Below are 17,991 nucleotides of genomic sequence, written 5' to 3'. Positions count from 1 at the left end.
GGGAGTGCTGTTTCCGCTTTTCTCTGGATTTCAAACCCAAAATAATTTCCTGATGAAGATCACGGAGCGTTTTACCGGCCCTTTCGCCGGAAGCAGTTTTTCGGAAGAAATCAACGGCACAAAGCCTGCTGGAAGCGCTTTCGCGAGGCTGGTGATTTTCTTGTTTTTTTTGACGCTTTGCCTGGGGCAGGCTTCTGCCCAAAACCAACCCAATATATTGTTCATCGCCATCGACGACCTCAGACCGGAGCTGGGGGCTTACGGTTCGGAGATAGCCATCACACCAAACCTGGATTCTCTGGCGGCAGGAGGGCTGCTTTTCACCCGCGCCTATTGCCAGCAGGCGATCTGTAGTCCCTCACGGGCCAGTGTGATGACCGGTGCCAGGCCGGAATCCATAGGCGTGATCGAAAATTACACCTATTTCAGGGATCTCAACCCGGATATCGTCACGCTTCCCCAGCATTTCAAAAACAACGGCTACGAAACCGTCAACATCGGCAAGATCTACCATGGCGAGTACAATGATCCCGAACTGTCCTGGAGCAGGCGAGCCGCTAGCGACTTGGTCCCTATGAAAGAGGCCCGTTTGGTAGGTGGCTATGCTTTGCGAGAGAATCAGGAAACTTTCCGAAAATACAAGTCAGAAATGGAGGCCAAGTATGGCGATGCGGCTAAGAAAGGCCTTGGAAATGGGCCCGCCTTCGAAAGTGCCGATGTCCCTGACCACACTTATGAAGACGGCTTCAATACCGAGTTGGCCCTTGCAACCCTGAAGGATCTAAAGGAAAACAGCGACAAGCCTTTCTTTTTGGGTTTGGGGTATTACCGTCCCCATCTCAACTGGGCTGTACCGAAGAAATACTGGGATCTGTATGAGCGTGAGAAGATCCGTTTGACTTCCCAGACCCAGGCTCCGCAGGACGGCGCCGAAATGGGAATTCACCCATCTTTTGAGCTGAGGGTGCGCTATGGCATTCCCAAGGAAGGCCCCATTCCCGATTCTTTGGCCATCACCCTGAAGCATGCCTACCTCGCCAGTGTTAGCTATGTGGACGCGCAGATCGGCAAAGTCATCTCTTCGCTCAGGGAAAATGGCCAACTGGACAACACGATCATTGTGGTATGGAGTGACCATGGCTGGCATTTGGGCGAAATGGGAATCTGGGGGAAAGCCACCAACTACGAGATAGCCACGCGTGTACCTCTTATTCTTTGGACTCCTGATATGCCAGCCCAAAGCCGTGGAAAGCAGTCCGATGCTTTGGTGGAGCTGATAGACCTGTATCCTACGCTAGCGGACTTGGCTGGCTTGAGCCAGCCTGGACATTTGGAGGGGAAAAGCCTGGTTTCTCTGATCAAAAAGCCGGCGAAACACCTTGGAAAAGCGGCCTATAGCCAGTTTCCGACCCCTGCTTTGCGGGAGTGGGCGGCCAATCCCCTTTCGCAGGGAATGCGGGAAACCTATTTCGGCCCGCTGATCGAGGAAGTGGAGGAACGGATCATCGCCCAACAAAAGGAGAAATGGGATCGGGATCTATTCGAAAACCATCTCATGGGATATGCGATGCGGGATGGGCGATATCGGCTGGTGGTTTGGAAAGACCGAAGGTATCCCGACAAGGAGCCTCTCTATGTGGAGCTGTACGATCACCTCAACGACGGCTCTGAGACCAAAAACGTGGCAAAACAGCATCCCAAGGTCGTCAAAAAAATGCTCTCCCAACTGAATCGAACCCTGAACTGACCAAGCCTCGGATCACGAGAATCCTGGAAATAAACCCATCATGAACCCATACAAGCGAAACGCCTACTTCTATTCGACCATAGTCGCGATCGGAGGATTTATCTTCGGTCTGGACGCAGCCGTCATTTCGGGTACCGTCAAGTTTATCCTGGTGGAGTTCGCCTTGACAGATCTTCAACTGGGAGCTGCGGTCAGTGCGCCTGTTTTGGGGGTGTTGTTCGCCTTGCCATTGGCCGGGATCAGCTGTACCCGGTATGGGAGAAAGACCACCCTCCAAATCGTCGCCGTCCTTTATTTGGTTTCGGCCATCGCATCTGCCTTTGCACCCTCTTTCCTTATGTTGGTCATCGCCAGGTTTGTCGGTGGACTGGCTTTCAGTTCTATTTCGCTGGCTTCCATGTATATCGGCGAGATCTCTCCGCCACAGTGGAGGGGAAAGCTCGTTGCCATGATCCAGATCAACATCGTCTTGGGACTCTCAGCGGCCTATTTTCTGAATTATCTCATCGTCTTCTGGGCCGAGACTGGAGGCTCATGGGTGACGCTGCTGCATTTGGACGAGTATCCCTGGAGATGGATGCTGGGCGTGGAGGTGCTACCTGCCTTGGCCTGGCTTGTCCTCTTGTTTTTCATTCCCAGAAGTCCCGCTTGGCTTTTAAACCGGGGGATGGAGGCGCAGGCTAGGCAGTCCCTGCAAAACATCTACCCTGAGGCAGAAGTGGATGCCCAGCTAGCGGAAATGAAGAGCAGCCTGGCCCGGAGCGGAAGCAGTCCCTCTGTCTCGCTGCAAGTCGGTCAGATTTTCGGCAAGCCCATGCGTCTGGTGCTGACTATCGCACTCACCATGGCTATCGTGCAGCAGGCTACCGGGATCAATGCAATCATGTTTTACGCGCCCACCATCATCGAGCAGTTGGGTTTTGGTGCCGATGCGGCCTTTTCCCAAGCGATTTGGTTTGGGGTAGTCAGCGTGGTGTTTACGATGGTCGCCTTGGTGCTCATCGATAGATTTGGAAGGAGGCTGATGGTGCTGGGAGGTCTTTTTTGGATTTTTCTCAGCCTCTGTGTGTGCGCCTACGGCTTCCACTCAGCTCGATATCTGCTCACTTCCGAGGCCTTGGCCGAGATGGCTGACATTCCCAATGCCACTGCTTTGGGCGGATTGGCCGGAGTCGAGTTTCAGGATGACCTTTCTTTTAAGGAAGCGGTGGGTGAAATCCTAGGCAGGGAATCTGCCAAGACCCATGAGGCACTTTTGCTGCAAAAGGCAGCCGTATTGGACGGAGCACTGATTTTTGCGGGAATATTGAGCTTCATCGCCGCGTTCCATTTTTCCGTGGGGCCGATCATGTGGGTGTTGTTTTCGGAGATTTTCCCGATTGCCATCCGGGGGGTGGCTATTCCGCTTTTCACCCTTATTTCCAGTTTTACCAGCTATTTGGTTCAGCAGTTTTTCCCCTGGCAACTGGCCGAGACCGGCGCCACGGCCACTTTCCTTTGCTATGGAGCCATCGTGCTGGTGGGCTTTTGGATCCTCAGATCCACCCTGAGGGAAACCAAAAACCTGAGCCTGGAAGACATCGAACGCAAACTGGTAACCATCTGACCAAACATGCAAACAGTAGCAACAAACCACTTAAAAACTTCTCAAACGCCTGACCAGGGCCGATTCCTTCGATGGAAAAACATCCCGCTGGGGCATAGTCGATGGACGGATGGATTCTGGTCGGACCAGTTTGAAAAAGCCTGCCAAGTGATGGTGCCCTATATGGGGGAGGTGCTCTGCGGTGAGATTGGCCATGCGCTGAACAATTTCAAGATCGCCGCGGGGGAAAAAGCCGGAGATCACCAAGGGATGTACTGGCATGACGGGGACTTCTATAAATTTATGGAGGCGATATGCCATGTCTATGCGGTGACGCAAGATCCGCAACTGCTGGAGGAGCTGGACGAATACATACGGATCATCGGAAAGGCCCAAGAACCTGATGGGTACATCCAGACACAGATCCAACTGAGACCTGAGGTGGATCGCTACGAAAACCGCAAGTACCATGAAATGTACAACACCGGCCACCTCTTGATCAGTGCCTGTGTCCACTATCGGGTGACAGGGAAGCGTAATTTTCTCGAGTTGGCGATCAAACAGGCGGAGTTGCTGTGTGTGCTTTTCCTGCCGGAGTCCAAACATTTTGGAAGGTTCGGATTTAACCAAACCCAGATCATGGGATTGGTGGAGCTGTACCGGGTGACCTTGGAGAAGAAGTATCTCAAGCTCGCCGAGAAGTTCATCAACAACAGGGGCAAATATGCCGTAGTGCACCATTCCACCACGGAAGGGTATCCCATCGGTGACATGGTGCAGGAGCGGGTTCCCCTGCGGGAATCCACGGAGGCTGTCGGCCATGCGGTGCTGGCTTTGTATTACTACGCCGGGGCGGCCGATGTATTTGCCGAGACGGGGGAAAAGGCGCTGTTGGATGCCCTAGACAGGCTATGGGACAATATCACCCAGCAAAAGATGTATGTGACCGGAGCAGTCGGTCAGGCCCACTACGGCGCATCCACCAATCGTGACATGATCGAGGAGGGGTTTATCGACGCCTATATGTTGCCAAACCTAACTGCCTACAACGAGACCTGTGCGAATCTCTGCAATGCCATGTTCAGCTACCGGATGATGGGCATACACGGCAAATCCAAATATGCCGACATCATCGAATTGGTGATGTTCAACAGCGGCTTGTCAGGAATCGGGCACTCGGGCAAGGATTATTTCTACTCCAATCCCCTTCGCATGGTCAATCACACCCGGGACTACCATAGCCATGAAAACGCCACGGAAACACCCCATCGCGAGCCGTATCTTTCCTGTTTTTGCTGTCCGCCCAACCTGGTAAGGATGATTTCCAATCTTTCCAACTGGGCCTATAGCTTGACGGAAAATGGCTTGGCAGTCAATCTGTATGGAGGGAGCAGGCTGGAATCCACGCTGACGGACGGTTCGGTGATCATACTGGAGCAAGAGACCCAATACCCATGGGAAGGAGCCGTGCAGGTGACCCTGGAAAAATGTCGGGAGGAAGTGTTTGACATCCACTTCCGGATTCCCGATTGGGCAGAGGAAGCTACGCTGACCATCAACGGTGAACCTTGGCATGAATCCCCCCTGCCCGGAAACTACCTTGTGATCAATAGAAGGTGGAAACCCGGGGATAGGGTTTTTCTCAATTTTCCCATGGAAGTCAGCCTGGTCGAAGGGCATCCAAGAGTCGAGGAGGTGAGAAACCACCTGGCTCTCAAACGGGGTCCGATCGTCTATTGCGTGGAATCCCCTGATCTGCCGGAGGGCACGTCTATTTTGGATGTGTATCTGGACGGGAACAGTCCCTGGAGGGCGGAGTTTGAGCCCGGACTATTGGGAGGGATAGGCACGCTGAAGGGCACGCTTTTACTGCGAAAAAACAACCAAACCAAGCTCTATGGGAAAGTAAGCCGGCCCGAGTTTGAGTCCATCGAGTCCCGGCTGGTGCCTTACTATGCGTGGAGCAACAGAGGGCAGGCAGAAATGTCAGTCTTCCTACCGGTGGTTTGGAGCAATCGATAACAACAAAAAACCATGAAACACTTCAGAATCAAATTTCAAATGCTTAGCCTCTGCCTGCTGCTGTTTGCGGCGTCTGCCTTCGGACAGGACAAGCGGCCTAACATCGTGGTCATCCTCTGCGATGACCTTGGCTATTCGGACGTCGGCTTCAATGGCTCGAAGGATATCCTGACTCCGGCTTTGGACCAGCTGGCGCGAAATGGCACCATTGTCACTTCCGGATATGTGGCCCATCCATTTTGTGGGCCAAGTAGGGCAGCCATGATGACTGGCCGGTATCCCCATGAATACGGAGCCCAGTTTAACCTTCCTCCAAACAGTGAAACCATCGGTAAGGGGATTCCGCTTGAGGAGACCTTCATCAGCAAAGTCTTGCAAGAATCCGGCTACTATACCGGGATCGTCGGCAAGTGGCACTTGGGCGCCAATTCTGAATTCCATCCCAATCAGCGTGGTTTCAACGATTTCTATGGCTTTTTGGGCGGGGGACATAACTACCATCCGGAGCAATACGAAGCCAGATATGCGGCCGAAAAGCAAAAAGGAACCAAAGTCATCTGGGACTATCTGACTCCTCTGGAGCACAACGGGGTTGACGTACATCCCAAAGAATACCTCACCGACGCACTTTCCAACTATGCTTCCCGATTTGTAAAGGAAGCGGCGAAAAAGGACAAACCCTTCTTTCTCTATTTGGCCTATAATGCTCCGCATGTGCCCTTGGAGGCCAAGGAAGAAGATTTGAAGCTGTTTTCTTCCATTGCTGACAAGAATAGGAGAACGTACGCCGCGATGGTCTACGCAGTGGACCGAGGAGTGAAGGACTTGGTCGCGACGCTGAAGGAGACTGGGGAATTTGAAAACACCTTGATCGTCTTCCTGAGTGACAACGGTGGCAATTTGGAGCATGGAGCGACCAATTTTCCCCTGCAGGAGGGGAAGGGAAGCACCCATGAGGGAGGCTATCGCGTGCCGATGTTTTTTCACTGGCCGGGGAAAGTGCCCCAAGGCCAGCTCTTTGACTACCCGGTTTCGGCGATTGACTTCTACCCGACCTTTGCCAAGCTGGCCGGAGCAAGCATGCCATCTGGCAAAAAGATCGATGGGAAAGATGTCTGGGAGGGCCTCTTGGCCAATCAAAACCCGCATGCGAACGACATGATTTATGTTTTGCGGCACTGGGAAGGCTATACTGACGTGGGTGCGAGAAAGGACGACTGGAAGGTGCTGAAGTCCGGCGACAAGTGGCAGCTTTTCAACATCACCCTGGACAGGAGCGAGGTGTACGACGTCGGGCACTTGTATCCCGAAAAGCTGAGGGAGATGGTGAAGGAAGCCGAAAACTGGAGTCAAGGCCATGCCGAGCCTCAGTGGTTTATGCCCTTGGAGCTTGGGGAAATTTGGAAATCAAAAAACATGGGAAGCTTCAACGGTACTTTTCAAATCAAGTAGGCAAGGCCTGAATTGGGATTTTTTTCCGAAGGAGAAGCTCCCGTAAATCATTAATCAAATCTGAAAAATCATAGAAAAATGAAGAATGTTTCGCGAATGGCCCTTTTGTGGGCGGGGATTGCGCTGGGGTCATGGGGGATCTATGCCTGTACCACACAGGCCCATCCTTCCCCTTGGACGGTGGAAGCCAAGATGGAAAAATCACTTTCCCTAGAAAATGAAGTGATCAAAGTGGATATCGATCCCAAATCGGGTAATTTCACTGTTTTGGAGAAAAAATCAGGTCAGTCCTGGACCCCAGACCCTTGGCAGAATGCTGCTGGCATCCTGACTTTTGAGGACTTGGAGGGCAAGAAACAAACGGCCAACCTTTCCCAAAGCAAAACCATTCAGGTGCTGGAGGAATCTGAGGGCGTGGTCAAGATCGAGTTTATCGATCCGCTGATGGAAGACCAGTCGGTAGCCGAAGGGATCAAAATCGGGGTAAAACTTAGCCTCAATCCCGAAAACAAAGGTTTGGATATTTCCATTGAGGACTTGGTTTCAGGAGACTACGCTTTGGCAGACCTTCGGTATCCAGCGCGGCATTTTAGCTTGGAGACCGACGTGGATCGCGGCGCGGCGGTCATTCCCCAAAAGCAGGGGGTGATCAGTCCTTCCTATATCTTCCCGATGAACGGGGGGCGCTTCTGCAAGTGGGACGACGCCACCTACAACAACAAATCCATCGGCACACTGCAGCTTTTCAACAATGGCACCGGACTGAGCATGCCTTGGTGGGGGACCTACAATGAAAAGTCCGCCGTGATGGTGATCCTAGACGAGGCTTCCCGCCCGGACATGTTTTACAATATCAACAACAACGGCCAGTACCTCTTCACCCCCGAGGGTAAGATGTCCACTTACCAGCGGAGAGTATTTCTTGATCCCGTATGGAATCTGAAGAAAGAAAATGCCGTGATGAAAATGTCCTACCGCTTCATCCCCGGTGGAGACTATGTGGACATGGCCAAAACCTATCGGGAAGAAGCCAAGAGAAAAGGATTTTTTGTGTCCCTGAAAGATAAGGCTGCGGCTAATCCCAACGTAAACAAACTTCCCGGTGCCATCTACATGGGTATCTACGGGGGCTATCCCCACTACGTAAACATGCCCGGCATGCAGTTTACTTTCGAGGAACTCAAGCAGATCATCCAGACCACCCATGACGAGCTGGGCGTGCAAAATGCCTTTGTACATGCTTGGGGGGTGTTTTCCAATTTTCCTCCAGTCTGCTGGCCCATCAATGAGGATCTCGGAGGCACAAAAGTCCTCCGTGAAGCAGTCGATCTCACCAAAAAATACAACTGGCTCTACTCTTCCTACCATGCCTATTCACCAGTCTTGGAAAACGACCCGAACATCAATATCGGCCTGATGCAGAAAGACGAAAAGGGCAAGCTCCAGGCTACCAACGGCCGTTGGGCGAGGGTGGATACGGACAAGCTCCGTTCCCTGGCCAGTGCCAATTTGGAAAAGGAAATAGCCGCACTCGACCTGGAGGCGGATATCACGGATATTTCCTTTGCGGTCTATCCGGAAAAAGGCAGCGAGGGAATTCGCCGACTGGCAGAGTACCTTCGCTCGCTTAACCTGGTGATGGGTACCGAGCATGGGCAGGAGCAGTGGATTCCCTACTTCGACATGTTTGAAGGTTTGGTGTATCTGGAAGATGCTCCTCTGGCAGAGATCTCGCACCCTGCTCCGCTATTTAGCTTGGTGTACCATGATGCCATCGCCAACTTTGGGAAAATCCAAGATCCTAACAACGAGGTCACCGCAAATGGCGACTACCGCATCAAGTCTCTCCAGAGTATGCTTTTCGGGATTGGGTCGGCCATTTTCTTTTCCCCTTACGAATTTGACGGGATGAAGGAAATGCTGAAGATGTCCAACAGCCTGGTGAGCCCGGTTCACCGGGAGACCTTCTATGCGGAGCTGGAGTCCCACGAGTACCTGAGTGCCGACTTCAAACTCCAGAGGAGCCGTTTCTCCACCGGCACGGAAGTGACGGTCAATCTGGGGCCAGTAGCCCAAAAAACAAACGATGGAACGTCCATTCCAGGCTACGGCTATCTGGTCAAGCTGGCTGACGGATCGGTGAAAAAAGGAGGCTTTCAGCTGTCTCTGACGATGAACTGAATACTGTAAAAGTTCGCTTGACTCCACAGGCGGCTTGGGCGAACTCCCAAGCCGCTTTTTTGTTGTTTTAGGCTGGCTTGGACTAGATAGATTTTACCCGCTGGTTTCATCGTGATGTCGGTGGCTGAATGGGCCTATTTTTGGATATGGAGAAGCGAAAGTTTTTCATTTGTCTGAAAAACAGCTGTTTGAATATTCGTGTTGGCCTTAGTCGCCTCGGTTGTGCCAAAAGGCTCCTGGACGGAGGAAGATAAAAGAGGGGTAAAATTGTGTAAGTCGGGGGTAAATGAGACGAATGATTGCAGAGGGAAATTGGGGTAATTTATACCATAGAATGACACTGGAAAGTATGCTGTTTTTCCCGGGGAATTCGATCAAAAAGAAGTCAATAAGCTAAAACAAACCCAAAATCAAGTCACCTATGAAACAACTCCAACTCTAGAGGATTTGCGCTGACGCAAGCCGGGCGAGCGGTTTTCGCCTTGCCTTCCAAGACCATCAGACCGATGGCGACTAGCTCTTTCCCGCAATGGGAAACATAAAAATTCTATCCACTTAAACGTACTAATATGAATTGGTTTTACCTCGGAAAGCCTCAGGGGCTTTTCGGTGGACGGCTCCTCTATGCAAAAATCGGAATGGTTTTTCTCCTGGGGGCGGCACTCCACCCAATAGCACAAGCCCAGCCGCTCGACACTGAGTCAGGTGTCACGCCTGCTGGAACGTACCAACAGAAACAAGTCAAAGGAGTAGTCTCCGACGAGACGGGCCAGGGAATGCCCGGGGCGACGGTTCTCGAAAAAGGCACTACCAACGGAACCGTCACCGGTGCGGATGGGGAGTATCAGCTGACCGTGGCGGACGATGCGGTGTTGGTGTTCTCTTTCATCGGGTACAAGACGCTAGAGATCCCAGTGGGGGAGAGTGCGGTGGTCAATGCCCTGCTGGCATTGGACGATTCCGAACTGGACGAGGTGGTCGTGGTAGGCTACGGTACCCGTACCCGCGGAGAGCTCACGGGCTCGGTGAGCACGGTCAATTCCGACGACATCGCGCGCTCTTCCACCAGCAACCTCAGTAAGTCCCTGGCGGGCAAGGTCCCTGGCCTCATCGTGGCCGACCGTGGGGGCTATCCAGGCACAGACCAGACCACCTTTCTGATTCGGGGTACATCTACGCTCAACAACAATGCGCCATTGATTATCCTGGATGGGGTGCCGACTGCCAATTTCTCCTTTTTGGCGCCAGGCGATATTGAGAGCATCACCGTGCTGAAAGATGCCGCGGCTGCGATCTATGGTGCTAGGGCTGCCAACGGGGTCATCCTGGTGACCACCAAGCGTGGCAAGGAAGGCAAAGCGGTGGTAAACTTCACCACCTCTAACCAATGGGGCGCCTTCACCAGAGTGCCACAGATGATGAACTCGGAGCAATACGCCATCTACAAAAACGAGGTCAATGAGCGAAATGGCAACCCGGCGGAATTCAGCCAGGAAGAGATCGCCAAGTACGCCGCCAACAACGATCCCATCAACTATCCCAACACGGACTGGTATGACCTGACGATGCGGGACTACTCCTTTGAAACCAGAAACAGTCTGTCGATATCCGGCGCGGCAAAGAATGTCCGCTACTTCGTCAGCGGCAACCAGTTTAACCAGGGAGGCTTGTTTGAATCAGGCGACCTGAACTTCAAGCAATACCAAATCCGCTCCAACCTGGACATCACCATCAGCGACATGCTGTCCTTTGGAGCGGATCTATACGGCACCAACGACAAAAGAACCCAGCCCGGAGTGGATGCAGGCTTCATCCACAAGCAGCTACAAGTCAACTTGCCTACGCGCGTGGGGCAGTATCCTAACGGTCTCTATGGCCTAGGCGCGGAAAATGGCGCCAATCCCGCCGTGATGGCCAGCGCTGCCTCTGGATTCAACGAGTCGGTCTACAACGAGCTACGGGGAAGGTTCTTCATGGCTCTCAACCTGGACAAGGTGACCAAGGGTCTTTCCGCAAAAGCCATTGCCAGATACATCCTGAGCAACAACAAGGGCAAGGAGTTCAACGACACCTGGACGGTGTATGACTACGACCAGGCGACGGGGCAATATATTCCTTTCCGCGGCTTTAATTTCAACACGGGGGATTTCCTGAGCTTGACCGACTCCCACGACAAGACGGACGACCAATATTACAGCGTGCAGATCAACTACGACCGCACGTTTGACCGGCACTCGATCAAAGGCTTCGTAGCCTTCGAGCAGATGTCGGGCCACAGCTCCTCCTTTTCGGCTTACAAAAGGGACTTGATCTCAGCTGAGCACCCGTCCTTGTTTGCCGGGGGACAGGAAGGACAGAGCAGTACGGGCGTGGAGTCAGAGTATGGCCGTCTCAACTATTTCGGCTCAGTGTCCTACGACTATCGAAAGAAATACCTGCTGGATTTTACCCTGAGGTATGACGGATCCAGTGTATTCGCGCCGGACAAGCAGTTTGGCTTGTTCCCGGGGGTATCGGCAGGCTGGGTGCTTTCCGAGGAAGACTTCATGGCCGGGTCACAGGAGTGGATGTCGTTTTTGAAACTGCGGGCCTCGTGGGCCAAGATGGGAAATGACCGTGTGCCGGGCTTCCAATACCTGAGACAGTACCGCTACGGGGGCTACAACGGGCAGATTCAGAATTTTTACTTCTTTGGGGAGATTCCGACGCAATACAACGCCTTCTACAACAGCAACGTGCCCAATCCCGACATCACTTGGGAGACCGCCGATTCGAAAAACATCGGGGTGAGCTTCGCCATGTTTGGGGACAAGCTGTCGGGGGATTTCAATTACTTTTTCCAGAAGCGCTCCAACATCCTCATCCAGCGAAACGCGTCCATTCCTGACTACGCAGCCTTGCAGCTTCCGCAGGAAAACCTGGGCATCGTCAACAGCTTTGGGTACGAGGCTGAGCTGAACTACACCAACACCAAAGGAGAATTGACTTACCGAGTGGGGGGCAACTTCACCATGGCTGAAAACAAGATCGTGTACATGGACGAGGCGGCAAACGTACCGGAATACAGAAAACAGGAAGGCCATCCGATGAACTCTTTTGTGATCTATCCTTCAGATGGGCTTTTCAAAACCCAAGAAGAAGTAGATCAGACCGTGGCAAAGATCCCGGGTACAGTGCCCGGGGACGTCAAGTATGTGGATACCGATGGCGATGGCAAGATCACCGGCGCTGACCAAATCCGGAAATATACCTCTCCGGTTCCGAGACTCCAGTACGGCTTGTCGGGGGCGTTGATGTACAAGAACTTTGAGCTAAACGTGCTGCTCCAAGGTCAGGGTGAAGCCGAGATCGAGGTAAGGTATGACAATGAGGGCAACAGGCCAGCATTCCTCTTCGAGCAGCGCTGGACTCCCGAAAACACCGACGCGGCTTACCCGCGCGCCTTCGGGCTGAATGATACCTACAATTCCCGACTGTCCAATGTTTGGATACGCAATGCCTCCTTTGTCCGGCTCAAGGACATGGAGATTGCCTACAATGTGCCGGAAAACCTGATGAAGTTTGCCAGGGTGAGGGTGTATGTGAGAGGGTCAAACCTGCTGACTTTTGACCACATGAAAGACCTAAAAGGCTTTGATCCGGAGATGAGCCGCTACTACAATTTTGAAGCTGGACTGTATGGGCCGCTCAAGACCTATACGATCGGGGCGAATATTCAACTTTAAGACACCATTCAAGATGAAAAAAATAAAACTTGCGATCCTGTTTGTCCTGACCTCCCTGGTCAGCAACGGATGTATGGACGTCCTGGACACCAAGCCCGGAAACGCCTATTCCGACGTGGATATCTACAGCAACATCGAGCTGACCGAGCGATACGTGTTCTACGCCTACAACAGTACCGAAAACTGGGGGATGAACTTTGCCGACTGGTGGACCCGTCGGATCAACATCGAGAATGCTTCCGACGAAGCCTGGTTTCACTTTGTACCCCAGAATTTCCTCATCACCAGAGCTCTCATCGCTCCAAACAACCTCGGCTTTTTCCGGAACAAATGGGCGAGCTACTACAGCTTTGTAGGCGTGGTCAACCAGTTTTTGGTGGACATCGAAGATGCTCCAGTAGCGAAGAGCAATCCTGAGGAGGTGGCAATCCTCAAGGCTGAGATGCTGTACCTGCGTGCCAACGCTTATGCCAAGCTCATCAATTTCCATGGGGGCGTGCCGCTCATTGACAAGCCTTTTCAGCTTGGGGATGATTTTGTGGTGCCGCGTAGCTCCTACGAGGACTGTGTGGACTTCATCGTGAAGGATCTCAATGATGCCATTGCTCTTTTGCCTGATTCAAAAATGACCAGAACCGGGCCGGAATTTGGTCGTGTATCCAAAGGAGCCTGCATGGCACTGAAGTCCCGCGTGCTGCTGTATGCGGCCAGTGAGCTCCATGACCCGGCGACTGTCCCCAATGGCCCGCTGTATGACTACACCAAACCGACCAAATGGCAGGATGCTGCGGATGCTGCGAAAGAGCTGATTGATGCCAATGCCTATTCCCTGGTGCCGGTATCCTCTCCAAAAGACTATCAGGACATGTTCCTGAAGCCCAACAGCGAGCTGATCCTCGGCAGGCCGTACAGCCCGGAGTTTCCTAACACGCCAAACGACTTCAACACACTGCCGGATAAGGCCCAATCCCCGCACAGCTCGGGGGGATGGGGACTCAGCAATCCCACGCACAATTTCGTGATGGACTTCAAGATGGCCAATGGCAAGCGGGTAAACGAGCCTGGTAGCGGCTATGACGAAAATGCCATCTATGCAAACCGGGAGCTGAGGATGTACGCCAACATCAACTTCCAAGGGGCTGATTTCCGGGGTGGACTTCTGGACTATTCTTCCCCCGGCGGAGCAGATGCCAAAGAGGCGCCAGGACAGATACACTATGCCGCCACCGGCTACAATCTCAGGAAATTTCTGGACGAGTCCATCACCATCGACGTGGAACAGTCTCCGAGAAGGCCCTATCCACTGGCCCGACTTCCGGAAATCTACCTGAACTACGCAGAGGCGCAGTTTCACCTGGGCAACGAGGAGGAAGCCCGCAAATACGTGAGTATGGTAGCCCAACGGGTAGGCTTGCCAGCCATCCAAAGCAGCGGACAGGCTTTGTTGGAAGACATCAAATACGAGCGACAGATGGAGCTGGCTTATGAAGGCCACCGTTTCTTTGACCTGCGCCGCTGGATGGATGCGGACAAGATCGCAGAAGATATCCAGGGCGTGCAGTGGAAGCGAGTGGATGCCAACGGGAACCTCGACAAGACCGGGAGGCTGGTCATGACCAAGGTGCAAATCGAAAACAGGTCTTTTGTCGTGGCAAACTACTATCTGCCCATACCGCTCAGCGAAGTGGAAAAGACCGGAATACTACAGAACTATGGCTACTAGATTTAAACAGATGCTACGATTGGGTTAATTAATTGGAAAGCCGGGGCGAAAGTCCCGGTTTTTTTGTATCGCCATGGCTCGGCTATGGGCTGCGGTCTTGGCCAAAGTCAGGCGAGACAATCAGCGGGCCAAGAGCTTGGAAAGGCAAAGGTGCGGCTTTTACTTTTGGCTGGGATTGGTAACCTTTGTACTAGCCAACAACTAGAAAACCGAATTCGACCCTGATGTCAACGAAAGAAACAACCAAGGAGAAGCTGACTGGGTTCTTGAAAAAACGTCATGATTTTTCTCCCGGGGATATTAGCCTGATCCACAGGTATGTAGAGGTCAGGAGGTATGGATCCAAGGAGTTTTTTGTCAATAGCGGGCAACGGTGCACCGAGGTTGGATTTACCATATCGGGGGTTTTTCGCTATTTTTTCTACGATGCACAAGGAAACGAGGTCACGGCGCATTTCATGGCGGAAAACGAGTTTGTCGGCAATGTGACTAGTTTCTTCGAGTTTTCTCCCAGCGCCGGAAGCATACAGGCGGAGGTTGACTGCGAGGTCATTGTGATTTCCAGAGGCGCATGGGATATTTTTTGCAAGGAAATCCCCCAATGGGAATCGACGATCCAGAAGGTCGTCAATGATGTACTGCTTCGTAAGACCACGTTCCAGCGAAACCTAATCAATGTCGACGCGCAGAGCGCTTATTTGAATTTTTTAAATGTCTACCCGACGATCGCCCAGCGAGTGGCATTGAATCACATCGCCTCCTATCTGGGGATGACTCCCTTTTCCCTGAGTAGGATCAGGAAAGCCCTTGCCACAAAATAGAAGTCCAAGCTTCGTGTTGTTCTTGTCATTTGGCAAGTGTGTGACGCCGCTCTTGGGAGACCTTTGTCCCAAAACGGATAAACCATACCATGAATATGAAAAAGAACGTCATCATCACTGGAACATCCACGGGAGTCGGCTTTGAAGCGGCTATCCTGTTTGCCAAAAACAACTTCAAGGTCTATGCATCGATGCGAAACCTGGACAAGTCAGAGGCCCTTAGGGAGAAAATCCAGAAAGAGGCTTTGGATATTGAGATCCTCGAACTGGACGTGACGAGCCTCCAGTCGATCAAAAATGCCGTGGAAACAGTGATCGAAAAAGACGGTAGAATCGACCTGCTGATCAACAATGCGGGGGCGGGATTCGCCAAAACAACGGAGCAGGCGAGCGAAGACGAAATCCGTTGGGTGACCGAGGTGAACTATCTCGGCGTCGTATTCTGCACCCAAACCGTCTTGCCCTACATGAGGGCCCAGCGATCTGGACAGATTATCAACGTGACCTCCGTGGGTGGCCTGGTAGGCCAGCCCTTCAATGAGCTCTATTGCGGAGCAAAGTTTGCCGTCGAAGGATTTGCAGAAGGCCTGGCGGCCTACGTTTCGAAGGCATTCAACATCAAGATATCCAATATCGAACCAGGCGGGATTTCTACTGAATTTATGACTTCGGCGATAGGAAAGACCGTGGTGGATGGGCAGTTAGCGTCTGGCGAATATTTGCCGATTTTTGAGAAATACCTCGCGGCAAATCAGCAGAGGGCCTCAGAGGATGCGGCCCAAGTTTACCAGACTGGACTGCAGGTGGCCGAGGTGATCTTGGACGTTGCGCAATCCGAAAACCCTCCCATGCGAGTGCGAACGTCATCTTGGGCCGAGGATTTTTGCCATTTGAAGACCCAAGCAGATCCTGACGGAACCAAATTGGTACAAACGATCACCGAATCTTTCCTGTAGTAAATAGATTCTCGCCCAAGCTGGGGCTACCGGGTTTTGAATTCGATAGCCCTTTGCTTTTTTGGTCAGGCCACTTGCCGATTAGGCGGAAGGTAGGCCGGCGGTGTAATCCAGTTATTTAGATTTAAAGGAAGATATCAAAGTAGCTAACGAAGCCTTGAAGTCGCGGATTTTCAGGCGGCTTGACCTTTTTTGTGTGGAAAGGCGGAGAGCCCTGAAACGAATCCAAAGCCCAATGGCGGTGGTGATTTTGGGTGGTTTGATTTCGCCAACCCTGCCCGGTCTGATCGTAATTCCTTGTGTCTACGAGCTCTTGGCTTTATTCCAGGACAAGAAGTCATCAGGTATCTAAAAAATGAAATAGGGAAGAGGTCGATTGGCCTCTTCTTTTTTTGAAGAGATTTTTGATTTTAGAGTCAATCAAGGAGTTCGATCCTCTAGAACCGTAGGCGTGTGAAATGGGATTCAAATCCATTTGCGGTTTTCTAAGGGAATTTCTGTTTCCCAACTATCCGGATGATGTTAACCTGCTCGTCTGGGGCAAAGTAGATGGTGTGTGAGCTAGGAACACAGAAGCGGTAGCCAGTTCTGATATCGTTTGCTAGAGGGTACATCTCAGGATTTTGAGCAATCCTCTCAAAGGTTTTTTCCAGAGAGCTGAAGTATTGCTCGGCTTGCAATGCGCCGAACGTTTCCAAACCATACTAGAATATTCGAATTAGGTATTCTTCTGCTCGGAGACTAAGTGCGAATCTCATTGGTCTTATTTTGCCCGCCTTTTGGCTTCCTCTAATATTTCAGCCATTGTCTTGGTAGAAAGACCACTTTCCTCTCCTTTGATCAGTTCATTTCTTAACCAGATCCGACCTGATTCCTGTTCTCGCTGGCGGCGAATCAAATCATTGATCAACTCACTTTTACTGGCCTATTCATTTTCTTCGATTTTCTGTTTTAACCAGCGATCATTCGGTTCTGTTACGGTTATAGTTTGACATGCCATGGCTGTGTAATTTCGGTGTAAATATACACCGTTTTGTAAGAGGCGTTGATTCAGGCATTCAGGATTTCAAGAATCGTACGCTTCGTACGTCTCGTACCCCTCGTATCGTACGAATTGTACGAGGCTGAAACATTCAAAGGAATCCAAATCTGGAAAATTCTACAACCTTCGAATTTGCAGGAAATTCAAAGGTCCATTTTTGAATTTTCACCTTTCAGAATATAGGTTGGTTTACAGGTCTAACATCAAAAAGAAAAAAGGTCATTCAAAATCCAAGTCCAAAAAATATGTGTTCAGAACGTTTTAAGTCATATTTGACGAGGTTTAAAATGATTTGATTCAAAAAGATTTTGAATTGTGGATGCAAAATGAACCTGCCCCCCTATTTGACCTCCCTTAGATATAAGTTGCTGTAAACCAGTTTTTTTTAAGGGCCTGTCCCATATGCTAATCAATTAGTTTATTGTTTTACGGTCAACTTTATGTGTTTTATAGGGCCTTTAATGCAGGTGGTTAATTCAAATCGATTCAAACCAGTCCCGAATGACTCAAATTTGTCCCCCTTTCAAGACTGATTTGTCGTATAATTTTTGAAGGGCATGGATTGGAAATTTGTACTTTTTAGATGTTGACAGATGTGAAAACAAATTCGAAATGAGCATTCCCCAATCTTTAGGACAGGAATGGTTTGAGGTCAAGTATACAGGAAGGGCGTGAGTTTTCCATATTTCCACACCTGAAAATCCCTATTTAGATTTTCAAGAAGTGTGGGAATGTGG

The 17,991-nt window shown here is 51.4% G+C and carries 10 protein-coding genes; 9 read left to right on the top strand and 1 reads right to left on the bottom strand.

Features of this window, described 5'->3' with window-relative positions; all coding sequences use genetic code 11:
- The first annotated feature begins 52 nt into the window (after positions 1 to 52).
- The 9 genes from J0A68_RS20495 (at position 53) to J0A68_RS20455 (ending at position 16,212) form a co-directional block, all read left to right on the top strand.
- Entirely contained in the window at positions 53 to 1,747 is a 1,695-nt protein-coding gene (locus J0A68_RS20495; protein ID WP_206580120.1) for a sulfatase, read from the top strand.
- A gap of 40 nt (positions 1,748 to 1,787) precedes the next feature.
- Positions 1,788 to 3,353: an MFS transporter gene (locus tag J0A68_RS20490; RefSeq protein ID WP_206580119.1), complete on the top strand. Its 1,566-nt coding sequence runs from the start codon at positions 1,788 to 1,790 to the stop codon at positions 3,351 to 3,353.
- A 6-nt stretch (positions 3,354 to 3,359) separates the two neighbouring features.
- Positions 3,360 to 5,354, top strand: coding sequence for a glycoside hydrolase family 127 protein (locus J0A68_RS20485; protein WP_206580118.1), 1,995 nt, complete (start codon positions 3,360 to 3,362; stop codon positions 5,352 to 5,354).
- Positions 5,355 to 5,366: 12 nt separating this feature from the next.
- Positions 5,367 to 6,806, top strand: a complete 1,440-nt coding sequence (locus J0A68_RS20480; protein WP_206580117.1) for a sulfatase family protein — start codon at positions 5,367 to 5,369, stop codon at positions 6,804 to 6,806.
- Positions 6,807 to 6,884: 78 nt separating this feature from the next.
- Entirely contained in the window at positions 6,885 to 8,987 is a 2,103-nt protein-coding gene (locus tag J0A68_RS20475) for a glycoside hydrolase (RefSeq protein ID WP_236025694.1), read from the top strand.
- Positions 8,988 to 9,556: 569 nt separating this feature from the next.
- Positions 9,557 to 12,712 (top strand): SusC/RagA family TonB-linked outer membrane protein, encoded by a 3,156-nt coding sequence (locus tag J0A68_RS20470; protein ID WP_236025693.1) that lies wholly within the window; start codon positions 9,557 to 9,559, stop codon positions 12,710 to 12,712.
- 13 nt (positions 12,713 to 12,725) lie between these two features.
- On the top strand, positions 12,726 to 14,435 hold the full coding sequence (locus J0A68_RS20465; protein ID WP_206580116.1) for a RagB/SusD family nutrient uptake outer membrane protein: 1,710 nt from the start codon (positions 12,726 to 12,728) through the stop codon (positions 14,433 to 14,435).
- 224 nt (positions 14,436 to 14,659) lie between these two features.
- On the top strand, positions 14,660 to 15,256 hold the full coding sequence (locus tag J0A68_RS20460) for a Crp/Fnr family transcriptional regulator (RefSeq protein WP_206580115.1): 597 nt from the start codon (positions 14,660 to 14,662) through the stop codon (positions 15,254 to 15,256).
- A 95-nt stretch (positions 15,257 to 15,351) separates the two neighbouring features.
- Positions 15,352 to 16,212, top strand: a complete 861-nt coding sequence (locus tag J0A68_RS20455) for an SDR family oxidoreductase (RefSeq protein WP_236025692.1) — start codon at positions 15,352 to 15,354, stop codon at positions 16,210 to 16,212.
- Between the two features lie 485 nt (positions 16,213 to 16,697).
- Here the strand turns inward: J0A68_RS20455 and J0A68_RS23190 are convergent, their stop codons facing one another.
- Positions 16,698 to 16,892 carry a type II toxin-antitoxin system RelE/ParE family toxin gene (locus J0A68_RS23190; RefSeq protein ID WP_369075006.1) on the bottom strand — a complete coding sequence of 65 codons (195 nt, stop codon included), beginning with the start codon at positions 16,890 to 16,892 and terminating at the stop codon, positions 16,698 to 16,700.
- Positions 16,893 to 17,991 lie beyond the last annotated feature (1,099 nt).

The organism is Algoriphagus oliviformis, assembly GCF_017254915.1.
Classification (GTDB): domain Bacteria; phylum Bacteroidota; class Bacteroidia; order Cytophagales; family Cyclobacteriaceae; genus Algoriphagus; species Algoriphagus oliviformis.
The sequence above is the reverse complement of the archived record's forward strand: the minus strand, read 5'-3'. Positions and strand labels throughout refer to the sequence as shown.

Coding starts and splice junctions, on each gene's coding strand:
- J0A68_RS20495 (WP_206580120.1), top strand. CDS start 53: ATGAAGATCACGGAGCGTTTTACCGGCCCTTTCGCCGGAAGCAGTTTT.
- J0A68_RS20490 (WP_206580119.1), top strand. CDS start 1,788: ATGAACCCATACAAGCGAAACGCCTACTTCTATTCGACCATAGTCGCG.
- J0A68_RS20485 (WP_206580118.1), top strand. CDS start 3,360: ATGCAAACAGTAGCAACAAACCACTTAAAAACTTCTCAAACGCCTGAC.
- J0A68_RS20480 (WP_206580117.1), top strand. CDS start 5,367: ATGAAACACTTCAGAATCAAATTTCAAATGCTTAGCCTCTGCCTGCTG.
- J0A68_RS20475 (WP_236025694.1), top strand. CDS start 6,885: ATGAAGAATGTTTCGCGAATGGCCCTTTTGTGGGCGGGGATTGCGCTG.
- J0A68_RS20470 (WP_236025693.1), top strand. CDS start 9,557: ATGAATTGGTTTTACCTCGGAAAGCCTCAGGGGCTTTTCGGTGGACGG.
- J0A68_RS20465 (WP_206580116.1), top strand. CDS start 12,726: ATGAAAAAAATAAAACTTGCGATCCTGTTTGTCCTGACCTCCCTGGTC.
- J0A68_RS20460 (WP_206580115.1), top strand. CDS start 14,660: ATGTCAACGAAAGAAACAACCAAGGAGAAGCTGACTGGGTTCTTGAAA.
- J0A68_RS20455 (WP_236025692.1), top strand. CDS start 15,352: ATGAAAAAGAACGTCATCATCACTGGAACATCCACGGGAGTCGGCTTT.